At 55.3% G+C, this 14,616-nt stretch carries 13 protein-coding genes; 5 read left to right on the top strand and 8 right to left on the bottom strand.

What is annotated here, in order from left to right; genetic code table 11:
- The first annotated feature begins 4 nt into the window (after positions 1-4).
- Both DOQ08_RS07125 and DOQ08_RS07130 read left to right on the top strand, forming a co-directional pair.
- A complete protein-coding gene (locus tag DOQ08_RS07125) occupies positions 5-1,099 on the top strand; it encodes a DUF1513 domain-containing protein (RefSeq protein ID WP_114334219.1) in 1,095 nt (364 codons plus the stop codon).
- Between the two features lie 75 nt (positions 1,100-1,174).
- The gene (locus DOQ08_RS07130; RefSeq protein ID WP_114334220.1) at positions 1,175-2,488 is read left to right on the top strand and encodes an MFS transporter; all 1,314 of its coding nucleotides are present in this window, start codon (positions 1,175-1,177) and stop codon (positions 2,486-2,488) included.
- Positions 2,489-2,557: 69 nt separating this feature from the next.
- Here DOQ08_RS07130 and DOQ08_RS07135 read toward each other — a convergent pair whose 3' ends face one another.
- From DOQ08_RS07135 to DOQ08_RS07160, 6 genes are all read right to left on the bottom strand, one after another.
- The gene (locus DOQ08_RS07135; protein ID WP_114334221.1) at positions 2,558-4,189 is read right to left on the bottom strand and encodes a thrombospondin type 3 repeat-containing protein; all 1,632 of its coding nucleotides are present in this window, start codon (positions 4,187-4,189) and stop codon (positions 2,558-2,560) included.
- Positions 4,190-4,191: 2 nt separating this feature from the next.
- A complete protein-coding gene (locus DOQ08_RS07140) occupies positions 4,192-5,265 on the bottom strand; it encodes an OmpA family protein (protein ID WP_114334222.1) in 1,074 nt (357 codons plus the stop codon).
- A gap of 258 nt (positions 5,266-5,523) precedes the next feature.
- On the bottom strand, positions 5,524-5,886 hold the full coding sequence (locus DOQ08_RS07145) for a DUF4870 family protein (protein ID WP_114334223.1): 363 nt from the start codon (positions 5,884-5,886) through the stop codon (positions 5,524-5,526).
- A gap of 97 nt (positions 5,887-5,983) precedes the next feature.
- On the bottom strand, positions 5,984-8,023 hold the full coding sequence (locus tag DOQ08_RS07150; protein ID WP_114334224.1) for a PhoX family protein: 2,040 nt from the start codon (positions 8,021-8,023) through the stop codon (positions 5,984-5,986).
- A 166-nt stretch (positions 8,024-8,189) separates the two neighbouring features.
- Positions 8,190-8,483 (bottom strand): hypothetical protein, encoded by a 294-nt coding sequence (locus DOQ08_RS07155; RefSeq protein ID WP_114334225.1) that lies wholly within the window; start codon positions 8,481-8,483, stop codon positions 8,190-8,192.
- A gap of 78 nt (positions 8,484-8,561) precedes the next feature.
- Positions 8,562-8,813, bottom strand: a complete 252-nt coding sequence (locus tag DOQ08_RS07160) for a hypothetical protein (RefSeq protein ID WP_114334226.1) — start codon at positions 8,811-8,813, stop codon at positions 8,562-8,564.
- Positions 8,814-8,981: 168 nt separating this feature from the next.
- Between DOQ08_RS07160 and DOQ08_RS07165 the strand changes: the two genes are divergently transcribed.
- A complete protein-coding gene (locus DOQ08_RS07165; RefSeq protein WP_114334227.1) occupies positions 8,982-10,232 on the top strand; it encodes an alkane 1-monooxygenase in 1,251 nt (416 codons plus the stop codon).
- A gap of 43 nt (positions 10,233-10,275) precedes the next feature.
- On the opposite strand, the gene DOQ08_RS07170 is transcribed toward DOQ08_RS07165, so the two are convergent.
- Both DOQ08_RS07170 and DOQ08_RS07175 read right to left on the bottom strand, forming a co-directional pair.
- Positions 10,276-11,055: a crotonase/enoyl-CoA hydratase family protein gene (locus DOQ08_RS07170; RefSeq protein WP_114334228.1), complete on the bottom strand. Its 780-nt coding sequence runs from the start codon at positions 11,053-11,055 to the stop codon at positions 10,276-10,278.
- Positions 11,056-11,229: 174 nt separating this feature from the next.
- A complete protein-coding gene (locus DOQ08_RS07175; RefSeq protein WP_114334229.1) occupies positions 11,230-13,032 on the bottom strand; it encodes an acyl-CoA dehydrogenase in 1,803 nt (600 codons plus the stop codon).
- 267 nt (positions 13,033-13,299) lie between these two features.
- Between DOQ08_RS07175 and DOQ08_RS07180 the strand changes: the two genes are divergently transcribed.
- Both DOQ08_RS07180 and DOQ08_RS07185 read left to right on the top strand, forming a co-directional pair.
- Complete coding sequence (locus DOQ08_RS07180; RefSeq protein WP_114334230.1) at positions 13,300-14,292, top strand: GlxA family transcriptional regulator; 993 nt, start codon at positions 13,300-13,302, stop codon at positions 14,290-14,292.
- 87 nt (positions 14,293-14,379) lie between these two features.
- On the top strand, positions 14,380-14,565 hold the full coding sequence (locus tag DOQ08_RS07185) for a hypothetical protein (protein WP_114334231.1): 186 nt from the start codon (positions 14,380-14,382) through the stop codon (positions 14,563-14,565).
- The last annotated feature ends 51 nt before the right edge of the window (positions 14,566-14,616 follow it).

A 14,616-nucleotide genomic window follows, 5' to 3' on the forward strand; every position in this document is an offset into this window, starting at 1 on the left:
TGAAATGGATAGAAGCCGACGCAAACTCCTGAAAGCGGCTCTCGCCGGCAGCGCTGCATTAAGCCTGAGTGGCTGCAGTCTGTTGCCGCGAAAGTCCGGGTTTAACCCCGAGCAGTACTCGGCAGCTGTAGGTAAACCCGATGGTAGCTTCGGTGTTAGCGCTTTCGATTTGGAAGGCCAACCACTTTGGGTTTCATCAGTGGATACCCGTTGCCACAGCGGTTGTACTCGCCCCTTGATCAACCAACTGGTGTTCTTCGAGCGCCGGCCGGGCTGGAGCCTCCATGTCTTGGATGCCTCTACCGGAAAACGCCTGCACCATATTGAAGCCGCCCAAGGCGAACACTTCGTCGGTCACGGCGTGTTCTCCCCGGATGGGCGCTGGCTTTATGCCACCGCCAGTCGGTACGAACCCGGCGAGGGCATCGTGGCGGTTTACGATGCCGAGCAAAACTACCAACGGGTAAACACCTTCGAATTAGCCGGTATCGGCCCGCACCAAATCACCTTACATCCGGACGGTGAAACCCTCGCCATCGCATTGGGCGGCATTCTCACCCACCCGGATTATGACCGGCTTAAACTCAATCTCGACACCATGGCACCGGCACTGATTCTGATGAACCGTCGCTCCGGCGCGATTATCAGCCGCCTGACCCCAAGCCATCATCAACAGAGCCTTCGGCATTTAGACATTCACCCTTCCGGCAAGGTATTTGTAGCCTATCAACACCAAGGCCCAAGGCACGAAATGCCAGCCTTGCTTGCCCGCTTGGAAAACCACCGGCTGAAGGAAATTCGTTTTGACGATGAAACCCAAGCCGACCTCGGCAACTACATCGCAAGTGTAATCGCCCACCCGGAGAACGACCTGGTGGCTGCCGCATCTCCCGTAGGCGGCACGGCGGTGGTGTTTCAAGGCAGCACTGGCAAGCTGCTCGCAAAAGCCTCGATTCCCGATTGTTCCGGCGTGCAGGCATTAGCCGGCGGCGATTTTCTGATTTCCTCGGGCCAAGGCAAGCTGGTTCGGTTCGGCGCAAACCAACCCGCTCAGGAAATTGCCCAACTGCCTCTTTATTGGGATCATCACTTGGTGTAGCCGGCACCAACCGCAGCTTAAGCAACTCCGCCGCTCCTGCTATGCTTGGCGAAACCCTTGACCGGAGTAGCCACCTTGTCCGAAAAGTCCTCGTATTCGATCGATCAGCTATACAGCCTGATCGCCAACGAAGAAGATGCACGCGTTTGCAAAGACATTCCTGCCGAAGCCTGCCGGGAAGTCCCGCGCAACTTTTTCTTGATCTTGTTCAGCAACGTTCTGACCAAGCTAGGCGACCTGCTCATCAGCCCGAAAACCGTTCTGGCCTGGCTCATGAGCGCGGTCGGTGCGCCAGCCTTGGTGGCGTGGCTGGTGCCCATTCGTGAATCTGGCTCGATGGTTCCGCAAATGGTGATCGGTGCCTGGGTTCGCCGCAAGGCGGTGCGCAAATGGTTCTGGACGCTGGGCAGTTTCGGGCAAGCTCTGAGCGTGATGGCCATGGCTGCCAGTGTGTGGTTTCTTGAAGGCTACGCAGCCGGTGGCGGAATTGTCGCGGCGCTTATTGCGTTCTCCCTGTCCCGCGGGTTTTGTTCAGTCTCGATGAAAGATGTCCAAGGCAAATGCATTCCCAAAACCCGCCGGGGCCGCCTATCTGGCTTGGCCAGCACCTTGGGCGGTACGGCGACGGTGATCCTCACCGCGTTGCTGTTCTGGGACCGGGGCGATCCCACCGTCGGCTTTTACACCCTGTTGCTGTTGCTTGCCGCCAGCATGTGGGTTATCGCCGGCTTTCTGTTTGCCGGGGTGGAAGAATACGCTGGCGAAACCGACGGCGGCGGCAACGCGTTGGCGGAAGCGTTCAAAAGCCTGTCGCTTTTGCGCACTGACATCCTGTTCCGGAACTTCGTGATTACCCGGGCTTTACTGCTTTGCTCTGCGCTCGCTTCGCCCTACTTCGTGGTGTTGGCCCAGAAAGAATCCGACATCGGCTGGATGCTCGGGGTGTTCCTGCTCGCCAGCAGTCTTGCCAGTTCCCTCAGTGCCAGCTTCTGGGGCTGGGCTGCAGATACGTCCAGCCGCCGCGTGATGATCCGTGGTGCCGCCATGGCCAGTGGAGTTTGCGTGGGTGTGGGTTGCCTGGCCCTCGTGTTCGGCCCCGGCTTCGGTGGTGCCTGGTTCTACCCGATTGCGTTCTTCATACTCAGTATCGCCCACGCGGGCGTTCGCCTTGGCCGTAAAACTTATCTGGTGGATATGGCCGGCGGCAACAAGCGCACGGACTACACCTCAGTGAGTAACACAGTGATTGGTATTTTGTTGCTGGCAACCGGAGGGCTTACCGCAGCTATTTCGCTGATATCCGATGTCGCTGTGATTATTGTGCTGGGGCTAATGGGGTTTGCGGGGATGATCAGTGCGTTGCGGTTGGATGAAGTGACGGAAGACTGAGCCAACGTGTTCGACAAGAAACAAAAAGGCCGGCAAATTGCCGGCCTTTTTGCGTGATTCAGGCTGTTGTTACGGAACCTGAACCTCGGTTTTGGACGCGCACACAGCGTGTACGTTGAACTCATCCAACAGTGACAGCAGCTGGAATCCGCCACTGACCACTTCCACCGAATCAAAGCGCTTGGAAGTCTGGAACACCAGGAACTCAGATTCATTGCCACCCAAAAGACCGACGATACCCAGAAGATCCAGATCAGCACCTACCTGCCCATCAGATTCTTCCTGAATTTCGCCATTCAACAGGGTGCGAACTTTCAAACCGCCGTTGGTCAGCAGGCCCAATTTAACCAATTGCGAGGCTTCGGCAATCGACACACCAATCACGTTATGGCCAGGGTAGGCAAAACCTGACGTGGCCGCTACGCGGAGGCTAACGTTCGAAAGACCGAGCAAGTTGGTGTTCTGAATGGTCGCAAAATTGGCGAGGTCATCATCAATCACATTGCCTTCATCGCTGACGTTGCACAGCAGGCCGCCCAACGCAGGCAACAAGCAAGCGGATTCGTCTACGGAAGCCACCGCAGCGATCTGGCTATCGCTAGCCAACATCGGCGTGAACTGTTCTCCAACGCCGCAAGCGAACTCAATGTTATTAACACGGTCACACGCGTCGCCGACGCCATCACCGTCGGTGTCCGTCTGGTTGCCAACGCCGGCAACGCCCGCTTGATCCGCACCGTTGGGCACATACGGACAGTTGTCACCACCGACAAGTGGTAGCATGACCACGGGATCTACATCGGTTTTGTCATTAACACCATCGTTATCCATGTCCGCGTCACAAACATTTCCAAGACCGTCACCATCAGAGTCTTCTTGATTTGGGTTCGCAACCGTCGGGCAGTTGTCGTCACTAATATCGTTGCCTGCCAGATCTTTGTTGGCGATGCCGTCACCGTCTCTATCTGTTTGATCCCAAATGGCACCATCCGTTTCACAGGCATCACCAAGACCATCATCATCGCTATCGAGCTGGTTCGCATTGGGTTGTAGCGGGCAATTGTCGCCTCCATCAGCAACCGATAACACGCTGAAGGTACCATCGGAAGCTTCTACTTTATCGTCTACGCCATCGCCATCTGCATCGGTATCACATGCATTGCCAACACCGTTGCCATCGCGATCAGACTGGGAGGAATTAGCGATTAACGGGCAGTTATCTCCGCCATCAGCAGCGGGTTTCGCTTTAAACGTGCCATCAGAATTTTTGACCTTGTCATCAACACCATCACCGTCCGTATCGATGTCGCAGGCATCGCCGTACAAGTCACGGTCAGTGTTCTTTTGGTCCGGATTGGCAATCAACGGACAGTTATCTTCGCCGTTAAGAACGCCATCACCGTCGAGGTCATCCTGATTTGAGACTTGGCCGTCACAGGCGTCGTCAATGCCATCTGCATCGGCATCAACGCCATCGTTGCCGGTAGCCGGGCACGAATCCTCATTGTCAGGAATGCCGTCGCCATCTTCATCAAACTCTTTCGAGCCATCATCGTTCGAACCGTTGCCGGAACCATCGACGTTCTGTTCACCACCGTTAACGCTAGAGCCATCACCGGAGCTATCGGCTTCACAGCCGGCCAGCGCCAGCAATGCGGTAAACAATAAAATCAGAGGCAAATTCAAGTTATTCAACTTCATGATTAAATACCCTCTCCGGCTGTATCCGATACCACATTGAATTCAACGCGGCGGTTCCTTTCACGACCCTCTTCGGTATCGTTGCTACGTACTGGGTTGGCCTCGCCATAACCCGTTGCGGTTAACTGCTTAGGGGCGACACCCAGATCCAAGAGGTAATTGCGTACTGCGTTCGCACGTTTTTGCGACAATTCACTGTTGTAGGCCGCGGAACCTTGGCTATCGGTATAACCGGCCAGTTCAACCTTGAGATCGGTCTGGCCTTTCAAGGCATCAGCCGTGCTGATCAGTATATCTTTGGCATTGGCGGTCAGGCGGTCAGAGTTAAATTCGAAGGTTACGCCCTGCAGAATAACGGTCTGTGCCTGATTCGTTTCAACACAACCAACGGCGTTAACTTCGAGACCCTCCAGGGTATTCGGGCACTGATCGACACCATCGACCACGCCGTCACCGTCTGAATCGGCCAAGCTCTTTTCAACCACAACCGGCTTCTCAATGACCACGGTTTTTTCGACGATTCGTGTGCGAGTCGCACCGATTGGAACGGTCAAACCGAGGCTGAAATGAAGATCCGAATAATCCTCTTCAAAGGCATCCCACAGGTATCTCGCATCGGCTCTCAGACGAAGCCCAGTCTTGGTAAAAGGAGAAGACATAAAACCCAGAGCGGCGTTCGCATAACCGTTAAATTCGCTGCTGGAACTATTGAACACATCGTTGCGTGAAACACCGCCACCGATAGAAATGTAAGGGGAGAAAGTCTCGGGTCCGAACAGCCGATAGTTGAGATCAGCACCCAAGCCCTGCTGGTAAAAGTCGGTGCCACCATCGACACCTGTTTCGAAGATGCCCGCAAAGAACTGCGGTTCCAGCCACCAGTGCTGACTCAATCGATGGCTGTACATCGCACGCATGGCGGTACCGTAGTCATCAACACGATCGTTGTCCGGCTTGATATAACTTCCTAGAACAGAAACTTCACTCTCGTGCTGAACAGGTTTGGCTTGCGCCAGTGGTAATGCGGCTATACATAAACCGGCCACTGATAACGCTCGAAATATCCTTCTTGCCATCTAAAACGCCCTCCTCTCATGCTTACTTAATCAAATGAAACTCTTTCGATTAATTCGCATTGCAGTTTGGGCCAAAATTCGCATTAGAAATTTGGCCGACAAGACAAGGAACTGCGTCACATTAGCAAAAGAAACAGACATGAATGCGGACTATTCAGGGATGGCGCGGCTTGCCGCATTGTCTTACAAAAAATTAACAATTATAGGGCGGCGGAGAGGTGACACCCCGCCCTCTTGGGCGAGATGTGAAAAGAATAACTAAACGGTTCGACCGTCGTTCAGCGCCAACGCGCCTTTGACGATTTTGTAAATCACCCAGATAGACGTGCCCAACAGAATGAACCACCCAATGATCAGCGGCGTGGTTACAATTCCGATCACTGTCCAAAGCAGACCTATCCAAAAGGTGCGAATTTGCCAACGGAAATGGCTTTCAATCCAGGTGCCGCGAACGTCGTCCATCTTGACGTAATTCACGATTACACCCACCAAGCCCGTAATACCGCCCAAGAAGAACGACAGCGCTTGAAGAATGTAAACGACAATCGCCAAATTGCGCGCAGAGTCCGTGGAAGGGTGTTGGGGGTCATCGTTACGGGGAATGTATTCCGGTTCTGCCAAGGGTACAGCTCCTAGAAATGGGTTTTCCCAAGTCTAGCATAGCGGGCTTGCCCTCCCGCAAAGCCCGCTATGTTCCGGCCTTGGCCCGCCGATTGAATCAGCTTCCGATCACGCCACCGTCTTCACGGGTCACGATCACCGTTGCATCCCTTGGTCGTGGGTCGTTGGCATCCGGCCAGTTTGCGGCTGGGTGCTGGATGTTCACGAACAGGGTTGCCATGTCCGGCGTGCCGGTTACACCGGTCACCTCACAACCGACCGGGCCGACGAAGAATCGTTTGATCTCCCGGGTTTCAGGGTTGGCCGCCAGCATCATGTTGTTCTGGTAAGGTGCCTCGTCGCGGCCATCAGTCTGAATCCACAGCCGGCCGTTGTAGTCGAACCACAAGCCATCCGGACTGTTGAAAATGTTGTCGTCGTTCAGTGTGACAACGGCTTCGCCATCAACCACCGTTTCCGTGCCTTGTTCACCGGCGAACACGAAAATATCCCACTCGAAACGGGTGGCCACGTGGTTATTCTCTGCTTCCTTCCAGCGAATGATGTGGCCATTTCGGTTGTTGGCAATCGGGTTGGCGGCGTCGGTTTGTTCTTCGGTGCGCCTGGAGTTGTTGGTCAGGGTGAAGTACACCTCACCCGAGTTCGGGTCAACGGCGCCCCACTCCGGCCGGTCCATAGGCGTGGCACCGGCAATATCGGCCGCTAGACGGGTATTCAGCAGTACATCCGCCTGACCGTCGAAACCATCAAAGGCAATCTCGCCCACGGTAGTGCCAATTGCTGCGGTGACTTTTGAGGCGAAGCCGGCATCACTCAGATCCAACGGCAGCCACTCACCCGAGCCGTCATCGTTAAAGCGCGCTACATACAAAGTGCCCTCGTCCAGCAGGTAACCACCCGCCGTCGCCGCGAAGTAAGGCTTCGATGATACAAACTTGTAAATGTACTCAAACCGGGAATCATCACCGGAGTAACACACCACTGATTGCCCTTCTTTCACCGGGGCGAAAATCACGCCTTCATGGCCAAAGCGCCCCAGGGCCGTGCGCTTCTGAGGCGCGCTTTCCGGAGTGAAGGGGTCGATTTCAACCATATATCCGAAGGTGTTGGCTTCGTTGCGGTAGTCATCCGCGGCCGTTCCGGCTCCGGGGGTCACATCAAAGCGCACATACGCATCGGCACCGTTATCCGCCAGTTCCCAGTCGTAACGGGAGTTGCCATCAACCCCGTGACGAACCTGTTCACGGGGACGCAAGCCCTGGGTTTTGTTGGCAAAGTAACCGTGCCAGTTTTCCTCAGCAGCCAGATAGGTACCCCAAGGCGTTGGCCCCATCGAGCAGTTGTTCAGGGTGCCGCGCGTGCGCTCACCACTCGGGCTGAACTTGGTGGCCAGCTTGCTGTAGCCACGGAGCGGGCCTCGAATTTCCATTTCGGTGCCGCCAGTCACGCGACGATTGAACGGGCTGCCAAATACGATGTCCCACGTGCCGTTTTTATCTTGTTTGATATGAACCACCGATACACCATGAGCGGCAATTTCCTTGCGCACTTCATCGGCAGGGCGCACGCCGCCATTGCTGCTTGCGCCCGTGGCACCATTGGCATGCAAGGCGGCCTGATTGATGTATTCGTGGTTCATCACCAACAGCCCCTCTGTGGAACTGTTGCCGCCCGCTTTCAGATCGATAGGAAAGAAGTGCACGCCATCGTGGTGCATACCCATTTGCTGCTCTTGATCTGAACCGCTATTGGTTCCATCCGGCTTGTAGGCCGGGTAGCTACCGGTAATCGGGGTGCCCCAAGGCAGGAAAGCCTCAGTGACATAGCCTTCGGGTACGACAACGCGGTTAGCATTGGAAACAGGTACGGCTTCAAAGGCCATAGACAGGTCGGCCGCTCCATCGCCTCCCGTGCCATCCGGTGTGGATACTGAACCATCGTCATCACTGCTGCCACCACAGCCCGCAAGCCCTACGCCCACAAGGCTGGCCAAAGCGGCACCAACTGAGCCCTTCAACACAGCCCGGCGCTGCATGCGGGTGGTCAATACCTGATCAAACGGCTGATTACCCGAGTGATTTACCACCGGCTCGTAGTTCGGGTCCAGATAATTAGGGTCTAGGTCATGCTTAGCCATACATTCTCTCTCTTGAAGGATTGGGCCATCCGGCGTTGTCGAGAGATCAGTGTCGTCAGTCCATATGACAGCTTCACAACGATTGGGTGTCAGTTCGGTTACCCTTCCATTGCCCATAAAAAAAGGCGCCCTTGGGCGCCTTTCACAAACAGCTTAAACGATGGCCTTATTTGGCAACATCGTCTGCTGCTTCTTCCAAAGCATCGCTGGTGTCATCGGCGGCTTCTTCCATTTTGTCACCGGCATTTTCGAAGCCTTCCTGAATTTCACCCAAGGCGCTCTCGTCTGTACCTGTCGCCTCTTCCATGCCCTCTTCAGCAGAATCAGCCGCATCGTCCATCATTTCCGCAGCGTTTTCGCCCGCTTGCTCGAAATCAGCGCCTTCATCGCTTTCGGAACTACAAGCGGCAAGGCCGAGCGTCATCAGGAGCGCGAGTGCACTTAGTGTAAGCTTGTTCATAACATTTCCTTCTGTTGATACATGTCTGTAGTGTTTCTAGCGTAGAGCCCCAGCCGGTCAATCGCAATTACCGCAGAATTACTGTTTGGTTAACTCTTTGCCGTCGATCAGCAGTACCCGCTCTACACCCAACACTTTCCCAGTCCCGAGTACCAAAAAGTCATGGCCCGCCCGACTTAAAATATCGTGCAGAACCTCGTGCACAATCATCATTTGCCCGGATGGATCCTGATAAACAATTTCAGCTTGCCGCTTGGTTCGTATGTACTCCCGAATCCACTCCTGAGCACTCCAGGAAATAACCTCCCGAGACGCGTTTGTAGTACTCATGTCGCCATTTCCTTGTTGTTTTTATTAACGGAAGGATGGACCACTGTGGCGATTTACGCCAACTCGTCAGATTTATCATTACAGGCCATAAGCATTCAATCTTGTTGTATTGCTATATTGTCCGACATAAATTGAGAGAGACATCGAACGAGACGGAGAGCGCCCGCTATGAACGCCAAACTGAAAACAACACCAAAAACGTCTAACACCACGTCAGCCCGCCCGGCTGGTAAAGACTGGAAGGATCCCAAGCGCTATCTGTGGCTGCTAGGCCCGGCCCTTCCCGGAATTGGCGTGGTGGCACTAGGAGCCTACGCCATTGCTCCGAAGAAACTTAAAGCCTTAGCGTGGACCGGCCCGATTTTGATCCACGGCGTGATTCCCGCTCTGGACCGAGCCGTGGGAGTCGATAAAAGCAATCCGCCCGAAGATGCCGTTAAAACCCTCGAGCAGGACAAGTACTACGACCGGATCGTGAAGGCTTTCATTCCCAGCCAATACCTTTTGACGTTTATGGGAGCCTGGCTGGCCAGCCGCAAGAACGTCCCGCTGGAAGACAAAATCGGTTTGACCTTTTCGGTGGGGGCGATCAACGGCATCGGGATCAACACGGCCCATGAGCTGGGCCATAAATCGAACAAGCTGAACAAACTGATGGCGATGGCGGCTCTTGCGCCGACGGGTTACACCCACTTTGTGGTCGAGCACAATTTCGGGCATCACAAGCGCGTGGCAACCCCGGAAGATCCGGCCAGCAGCAAGATGGGCGAAAGTTTCTGGAAGTTTTTGCCGCGCACTGTGGTGGGCGGCCTAAAGTCTGCGGTCAAAATTGAGAAGGCGCGCTTGGCTCGTAAAGGTAAGAGTTTCTGGAGCTTGGACAATGAGCTGTTGCAGGGCTGGGCGATGAGCGCCGGGTTCTTTGGTGCAACAACTCTGATTTGCGGGCCGAGAGCGATTCCGTTTCTGGCCGGTCAGGCTGTGTATGGGGCCAGTTTGCTGGAGAGCGTGAATTACATTGAGCACTATGGCTTGCTGCGCCAGAAAACGGAAAACGGCAAGTACGAGCGAACCAAGCCGGAGCATAGTTGGAACAGCAATAATATTGTGACCAATTTGTTCCTGTATCAGTTGCAGCGCCACTCAGACCATCACGCCCACCCTAGCCGCAGCTTCCAGGCTTTGCGTCATTTCGAGAATGCGCCGCAGCTGCCGAGCGGTTACGCGTCGATGTTGCTACCAGCCTATTTCCCGAAGTGGTGGTCAGAAACCATGGATAAGCGGGTGATTGATCACTACGAAGGTGATTTGTCGAAGATCAACTGGGATCCGGATCGTAAAGAGGAGCTAATGGCTAAATATGCGGATTATGCGGCTGAGGTGGCTGCGGCCGCCAAAGCCCCTAAGTCTGACGCAGCCTAATCCTTGAGCTGGTTCCGGCAGGCAACCGGAACCAGCTTTACTCTTACTTTCCTTTAAAAACAGCTTCTCTTCTTTCCAGAAAAGACTGAATACCTTCCTTTACATCCTCACTGGCCATCACCGGCCCAAGGTCGGGAAACAAGCGCTGTTTCGCGGTTTCCTGCCCTTCGCTAACGGCGATTTTGGACGATTTCAAGCTGCCCTGAACGCCCAATGGTGCGGCTTTCGCGATCTTTTCGGCAATTTCCATGGCCTTGTTCCGTTGTTCACCGGGTTCGACCAGTTCTTGAATCAGGCCCCATTGATACGCTTGTTCAGCGGTCCACTCGTCGCCAGTCAGCAAATAACGCTGGGCGTTGCCCCAGCCGATTTCCCGTTGCAGCCGGATGGTGGCACCGCCGCAGGCGAAAATGCCACGCTTTACCTCAAGCTGGGCAAAGCGGGTGCCTTTGGCGGCTACGCGGATGTCGGTGTTGAGCATCATTTCTACACCGCAGGTAAAACAAATGCCTTGAGCCGCGAAAACCACCGGTTTGGTGAGCCCTTCGCCTGTGACATGAAATGGATCCAGTTCGCCTTCGGCGGGTTCGATGCCCTTGCCATTGGCGAAGACTTCCGCCCAGTCGTCCAGTTGCAGGCCGCTGGTGAAATGGTCACCTTCAGCGTACATCACTGCCACGCGCAGTTCCGGGTCGTTTTGCAGCTGGTAATAAGCGGCCGCGATTTCGTGGTACATGGCCCGGTTCATGGCATTCATTTTGTCGGGGCGATTCAGTCCGATCAGCAGGATATGATTTTTCTTATCAACATTAACGAGAGCCATAACGCATTCCTTTCCTGTTCTCCTGTCAGCAGGCTATGCCCATGTGCGGGCACAAGCGGCTGGGATCGCTTTCAGGGACCGTCTGTGGCCAAGGATGGCCACAGTCGAGCGCACAGGGATGTGCTTGTAGCGTGTCCCTGAAAGCGATCCCGGCCGATTGTGCCTACTCCAAAGTCAGAACCAATCAGCTTTCATATTCAGGCACGTATCATCCTGATTGCGCAGCAAAACAAGGTCCTGCGCCACCGTTGGCAATTCCCAGTGGAAGAAATACTGGGCGGCTTGCAGCTTGCCTTGGTAGAAGTTGCGTTCGCTGTCGCTGTTGGCTGAGGCCAGGGCGTTGGCCGCCGCATTCGCCTGACGCAGCCACATCCAGGCAACCACAATGTGCCCGAACAAGTGCAAGTAGCAGCTGGCGTTGGCAAGTGTTTTGTCCACTTCTCCGCCCATCAGGGATTTACCCAGACTCTGGGTGACTTTCACCGCTTGCTGCAGAGTTTCGCTCAACGACAGGGCCCATTGCTGGCATCGGTCAGTAGTGGCCGCTTGCAAATCGGCCTGCATTTCCTGCATCAACAGCTGCAAGCCGTGGCTTTGGTCTTGCCAGATTTTCCGGCCCAGCAGGTCGAGAGCTTGTATGCCGTTGGTGCCTTCGTGAATGGGGTTCAGGCGGTTGTCGCGCCAGCATTGCTCCACTGGATATTCACGGGTGTACCCTGCGCCGCCGTATACCTGAATGGCCAGATCATTGGCTTTCGGGCCGTATTCTGAGGGCCAGGCTTTAATGACAGGCGTCAGCAGATCCAGCAGTTTGCCGGCTTCGGCACGCTTTTGCTCATCCGGATGAGTGTGTTGCTCGTCCATCAAGCGAGCGCCGTACAGGCACAGCGCCAAGCCACCTTCGCTGTAGGCTTTCTGGGCCAGCAACATGCGGCGCACATCCGCGTGGTCGATAATCGGTACTTGCGGGCTTTCGGGGTTTTTCTCGCTGGCTTTGCGGCCCTGCAGGCGGTCTTTGGCGTATTCGAGGCTGTGCATGTAGCCACGGTAGCCAATCACGGCCGCGCCCATACCCACACCGATGCGGGCTTCGTTCATCATTTGGAACATGTACTTCAGGCCTTGGTGGGGTTCGCCCACCAGATAGCCGTGGCAAGGCGCATCATCACCGAAGCTCAATGCGGTACTGGTCGTGCCCCGGTAGCCGAGTTTGTGAATCAGGCCGGCCAGGCTAACGCCGTTGCGTTCGCCCGGGTTGCCGTTTTCGTCCACATGGAATTTGGGAACGATGAACAGTGAGATGCCTTTCACCCCAGCCGGTGCGCCTTTGATTTTCGCCAGCACCATGTGGACGATGTTTTCGGTGATGCTTTGCTCGCCACCGGAGATGTAGATTTTCGCGCCTTTGATCAGGTAGTGCCCTTCATCGGTGGGCGTAGCTGAGGTTCGAATATCGGCAAGGCTGGAACCGGCGTGCGGCTCGGTCAGCGCCATGGTGCCGCTAAATCGGCCATTGAGCATATTCGGCAGGATGGTGGCTTTCTGTTGGTCGTTGCCAAACACGCGGATCAGGTTGGCGGCGGCCGTGGTCAGGAATGGGTAGCCTGCGGTGCCGGGGTTGGCGGCGGTGAAGAAGCCGTTGCAGGCCGCCATGACCGATTCCGGCAATTGCATGCCGCCTAATTCGTAATCGTACCGCCCGGCGAGAAAGCCGGCTTCGGCGTAGGCGTCGAAGGCTTCTTTTACGTCCGGGAGCATTTCGACCTGGCCGTTGACGAATTTGGGTTCATCTTTGTCGGCGGCGCTGTTGTGGTTGGCAAACTTTTCTTTCGCCATTTTGTCGGCGGTTTCGATAACGGCGTCGAAGGTTTCTTTGCTGTGTTCGCTGAAGCGCTCGCGCTCGGTCAGGGCTTGGGTGTCCATGACTTCGTAGAGCTGGAATGCCAGGTCGCGGCGGTCGATCAGGGTGTCGGTCATTCGTGTTCTCCTGTTGATTGGCTATAGCCTCTCACAACCGTTACGGTTGTTGAAATTGTCGTTTCTGACTTATTCTTGGTGAATATCGCCATACCATTCACTTTCCTGCCGGAAGCTTCTGCGGGAGAAGGCTTCCGAGAGACGCCGTGAATACATCCATGTAGGCTTCTGCGCAGCATCCCTGCTGCGCACACTCCCGGAAGCCTTCTCCCGCAGAAGCTCCCTACTTTTGGGATAGCTGACCCAGTTTTATCAGGAGCCATCTTTGTGAAAACTGTCACCATTATTGGTTTTACTGGCGCGCTTGCTAGCGCCATTACCGGTGTTATTGATTTGTTTCGGATGGCTGGTGTGACTTGGGCAAGGGTTCACGGTGAACAGCCGCAACCCTATTTCCGAACGCGCTTGCTGACCGAAACCGGCGAGGCTTGTCGGTGTATCAATGGGCTGACCATTGGTGCTGACGGCTCTTGGCTGGATCTTGCACCGCTGGGTGAGAACGATTTGGTGATCATTCCCACCATCGGCGCGCCGATTGATCAGGTATTGGCCGATAACCCGGGACTGGTGAATTGGCTTTCGCAGTTCCAGTCCACGAACGACGATCAGGTGCGAGTTGCCAGTAATTGCACCGGGGCTTTTCTACTCGCTGAAGCCGGGGTTCTGGACGGGCGGCAAGCGACGACCCATTGGGGGTTCAGCAATCAATTCCGGCAGCGGTTTCCAGGCGTGGATTTGCAGCCGGACAAGCTGGTGACGGTGGATGGTCACGTCGCCTGCGCCGGTGGTGGTATGGCTTGGTGGGATCTTGGGGTGTATTTGGTGGAACGACATGCGGGGGCGCAGGTCGCGCGGGAGTTGGCGAAGGCGTTTGTGATTGACGCTGGGCGGTCGAGTCAGGCCCCGTACAGCGCATTGCAGGCTCGCCGCTACCATTCCGACCCGGACATTCTGAAACTGCAGGAGTGGCTGGACACGCATTACCACCAGTCGATCACGCTGGTGGCTTTGGCATCGCGGTGTGGGTTAACGGAGCGTTCGTTGATTCGCCGGTTCAAAGCGGCAACGGGTGACACCCCAACCGGATATTTGCAGGTTTTGCGCATCGAGTCGGCCCGGCAACATTTGGAAAACTCGAGACTCACCATTGAAGACGTGACCCGGCTGGTGGGTTACGAGGACGTCAGTTCTTTCAGTCGGTTATTCAGAAAACACACGGGATTGGCCCCTGGCGTGTATCGCTCACGCTTTGGTCGGTAACCGAAAGCAGCGTCATTGTGGCGCGCGTTATGCAGCATATTATGCATAAGGTCCGTTTCTGGCCCTTAATGTAAGGAATCCCGACAGATGTATAAAGGGGAAGAGACCGTGGACACATTATTGAGGCAAAGCCAGTCCGAGGTACTGAACCGGCTTTATGAGATGAAGTGCAAGCAAATCGAACACGCTCTTCAGCAAGGACAAAGCCTCCGTTGTCAGGTGCTTGAAGCCGAGGCTGAAGCCATCTCGAACGCATTGAAAGCGGTTCGGTAACGCTCCAAGCTCTATGCGCCATAAAGTGACCTTAATGGTCACTCTATGGCC

It is taken from the genome of Marinobacter litoralis (assembly GCF_003336705.1).
Classification (GTDB): Bacteria; Pseudomonadota; Gammaproteobacteria; order Pseudomonadales; family Oleiphilaceae; genus Marinobacter; species Marinobacter litoralis.

Excerpts from the sequence above, each read along its gene's own strand:
- DOQ08_RS07125 (WP_114334219.1), top strand. The coding sequence starts at position 5 with ATGGATAGAAGCCGACGCAAACTCCTGAAAGCGGCTCTCGCCGGCAGC.
- DOQ08_RS07135 (WP_114334221.1), bottom strand. The coding sequence starts at position 4,189 with ATGAAGTTGAATAACTTGAATTTGCCTCTGATTTTATTGTTTACCGCA.
- DOQ08_RS07140 (WP_114334222.1), bottom strand. The coding sequence starts at position 5,265 with ATGGCAAGAAGGATATTTCGAGCGTTATCAGTGGCCGGTTTATGTATA.
- DOQ08_RS07150 (WP_114334224.1), bottom strand. The coding sequence starts at position 8,023 with ATGGCTAAGCATGACCTAGACCCTAATTATCTGGACCCGAACTACGAG.
- DOQ08_RS07155 (WP_114334225.1), bottom strand. The coding sequence starts at position 8,483 with ATGAACAAGCTTACACTAAGTGCACTCGCGCTCCTGATGACGCTCGGC.
- DOQ08_RS07160 (WP_114334226.1), bottom strand. The coding sequence starts at position 8,813 with ATGAGTACTACAAACGCGTCTCGGGAGGTTATTTCCTGGAGTGCTCAG.
- DOQ08_RS07165 (WP_114334227.1), top strand. The coding sequence starts at position 8,982 with ATGAACGCCAAACTGAAAACAACACCAAAAACGTCTAACACCACGTCA.
- DOQ08_RS07170 (WP_114334228.1), bottom strand. The coding sequence starts at position 11,055 with ATGGCTCTCGTTAATGTTGATAAGAAAAATCATATCCTGCTGATCGGA.
- DOQ08_RS07175 (WP_114334229.1), bottom strand. The coding sequence starts at position 13,032 with ATGACCGACACCCTGATCGACCGCCGCGACCTGGCATTCCAGCTCTAC.
- DOQ08_RS07185 (WP_114334231.1), top strand. The coding sequence starts at position 14,380 with ATGTATAAAGGGGAAGAGACCGTGGACACATTATTGAGGCAAAGCCAG.